The sequence below is a fragment of the Intrasporangium chromatireducens Q5-1 genome (assembly GCF_000576575.1).
Taxonomy (GTDB): domain Bacteria; phylum Actinomycetota; class Actinomycetes; order Actinomycetales; family Dermatophilaceae; genus Intrasporangium_A; species Intrasporangium_A chromatireducens.
On record NZ_AWQS01000348.1, the window covers coordinates 1 to 3,074 of the forward strand.

Sequence of the window (3,074 nt, forward strand, 5' to 3'; positions counted from 1 at the left end):
ACACCATGAAGGACATCACTGCGTCCGCCCCGCTCACGCGCTGGCGGACCATCGACCTGCTCACCTGCGCCTTCCTCGGCGTCGCGTTCGGTGTCGCCTACTGGGGCTGGGGGCTGGCCTACGAGGCGCCGTCGAAGGCGGTCTCGGCCGGCTTCCCGCCCCTCGCGGCGCTCTTCGCCTGGCCCTGGCTCGTCGCCGGGATCGTCGGCATCCTCGTCATCCGCCGTCCGGGCGCGGCCGTCTTCACCGAGCTGCTCGCCGCCGTCGTCTCCGCCCTCATCGGCACCCAGTGGGGGCTGACGACGCTCGTGTCCGGGTTCGTCCAGGGCCTGGGCGTCGAGCTCGGCTTCGCCGCCTTCGCCTACGCCTCGTTCCGCTGGGGGCCGCTGCTGCTCGGCGGGTTCCTCGGCGGGGCCTTCGAGGCGGTCTACGAGTGGTACTCGTACTGGACCGACTGGGCCTGGGGGTACAAGATCGCCTACCTGGTCCTCTTCGGCGCGAGCGTCGCCGTCTTCGGCTCGCTCCTGTCCGTCGGGCTGACCAGGTTGCTCGCCAACGCCGGGGCGTTGAACCCGTTCCCGCCGGGACAGGAGGTCCGGGAGCGGCAGGCGGTCTGACGTGGAGTCGGGGCGCCCCTCGGTCCCGCCCCCCGCAGTCGATGTGTTCCCGCGCCGGATGGGGCGCGGCACCACATCGACTCCGGGAAGGGGCGGAGCCGAGGCCGGGCGGGTCGAGGTGCGGGGTCTGACGTGGCGGCCGTACGGTCGGTCGCGTCCGGTCCTCGACCGCTTCGACCTGGCGATCGCTCCCGGTGAGCGGGTGCTGGTCGCCGGCCCGTCCGGGTCCGGCAAGTCGACCCTGTTGCGGGCGATCGCCGGCCTGCTGCTCACGGCCGACTCGGGAGAGCTCGCGGGGACGGTCACCGTCGACGGTGCTGCCCCCCAGGACCGGGCCGGTGCCGTGGGCCTCGTCCTGCAGGACCCGGGCGCCGGTGTGGTCGCCTCGACGATCGGGCGGGACGTCGCGTTCGGCCTCGAGAACGTCGCGGTGCCTCGGGATGAGATGCCGGTCCGAGTCCGCGCGGCGCTCGCCGAGGTGGGCCTGACCATGGCGCAGGACAGCTCGCCCGCGACGCTGAGCGGCGGGGAGTCGCAACGGCTCGCCCTCGCCGGCGCTCTCGTCATGGAGCCGCGGGTCCTGCTGCTCGACGAGCCGACCGCGATGCTCGACCCCGAGACCGCCGCGACCGTGCGCGACGTCGTCGACCGGGTGGCGCGGCGACACAACCTCACCGTCGTGGTCGTCGAGCATCGGCTCGAGGGGTGGCTCGACCAGGTCGACCGGCTCGTCGTCCTCGACGGGGCGGGGACTGTCGTGGCTGACGGCGACCCGCGGCCGGTGCTGAAGGAGCGCGGGGAAGGGCTTGCAGCGCAAGGCATCTGGGTTCCCGGCGTGCCGGATCCGGAGCCGCTCCGCATCGACCTGCCTGCTTCGGGAGGAACTGCGGGAGTGGTGCCCGAGGGAGAGCCGGTGGTGTGCGCCGAGGACGTGACGGTCGAGCACCGGAGCCGGCGGCTGGGCGAACGCTCGCGGGTGACCGTCGCCGTCCGGGACCGGAGCCTGGAGGTCGCCGCCGGGGAGACCGTGGCCCTGGTCGGGCCGAGCGGTTCCGGCAAGTCCTCGCTGATGAGCGTGACCGGTGGTCTCGTGCCGCCCACGAGGGGACAGGTCAGGGTCGACGAGCGACTGCTGCCCTCTCGATCGGGGAACGCGCACTCTCGATCGGGGAACGTGCACTCTCGATCGGGACTGGACCAGTGGCCCTCCAAGGAGCTCGCCCGGGTCGTCGCGTGGGTCCCGCAACGCGCCGCCACCGCCCTGGTCGGTCACACCGTGCTCGACGAGGTGCTGACGACCCCACGGGCGATCGGCCTCGACCCGGGCGCCGCCCGGAAGCGGGCGGAAGTGCTGCTCGAGGCGCTCGGCCTCGCACACCTCGCCGACGCCGATCCACGCAACCTCTCGGGTGGCGAGCAACGCCGGCTCGCCGTCGCAGCCGCAGTCGCCCACGGCCCGGCCCTCGTCCTCGCCGACGAGCCGACCGTGGGCCAGGACCGGCTCACCTGGTCGGCCGTCATGGGGGTGCTCGCCACCGCCGAACGGGAGGGAGCCGGGGTCCTGGTGACGACCCACGACTCCGGCGTGATCAACCGTGCCGCGCGAGTCGTCCCCATCGCGGCCCCCGGGGCGCACCCCCTTCCGTCGGTTCGAGGTAATCGCCGGTCGAATGCGCCCGCGGATTACCTCGAACCAGGTGACTCTCCGTCGGTTCGAGGTAATCGCCGGTCGAACGCGCCCGCGGATTACCTCGAACCAGGTGGGGAGCGGGAGGAGGCTGAGCGGCATACCCTCCTGTCGCGCGTCGGGCCGCTGGGACTGCTCCTGGCCGCCCTCTCGGTCCTCGTGCTGCCGGCCCTCCTCGAGAACTGGCGGCAGGGGCTCGCGGTCCTCTCCGTCGAGGTGCTGCTCGGGCTCCTCGGGCTGCTGGCACCCGGACGGGGTCGGGCCCCCACCGGGCGTGTCGCCGGGGTGCTGCGTCGCCTCACCCCGGCCCTGCTCGCAGTCCTCGGGGTGGGCTGGTCGGCGTGGCTCCTCGGCGGCCGGGACCTCGAGGTCGCGACCGGGGCGGCGCTGCGCGTGACCTGCCTCGTCGTGCCGTCGGCCTTCGTCGTCGGCCATCTCGATCCGGAGCGGCTCGGGGACCACCTGGCGCAGCGCCTCCACCTGCCGGCACGCGCGGTGGTCGCGGCGACGGCTGCGCTGCAGCGGGTGCAGGCCTTCGACGTGCTCTGGGCAGAGCTGATGACGACCCGGCGGGTGCGGGGTATCCGCGCCGACCGTGGCCCGGTGGCGCGGCTGCGGGAGGCCGGCGTGGTCACCGTTAGCCTGCTCGTCGGGGCGCTCGGACAGGCTGCCGTCCTCGCCCTCGCCATGGACGCACGCGGCTTCGCGGGGGCGCACCGTCGCACCTGGGCGGGGGCGGCGCCGTGGCGGCTCGCGGACGGGCTGGCGGT

Annotated in this window: 2 protein-coding genes; both read left to right on the forward strand. The window is 74.1% G+C overall.

From position 1 onward, the window contains the following. Nucleotides 1-5 precede the first annotated feature (5 nt). Nucleotides 6-617: an ECF transporter S component gene (locus tag N864_RS20770; protein WP_051518885.1), complete on the forward strand. Its 612-nt coding sequence runs from the start codon at nt 6-8 to the stop codon at nt 615-617. Nucleotides 618-675: 58 nt separating this feature from the next. Next, nucleotides 676-3,074: ATP-binding cassette domain-containing protein (locus N864_RS26175; protein WP_051518886.1), on the forward strand; the 2,399-nt coding region annotated here is incomplete at its 3' end.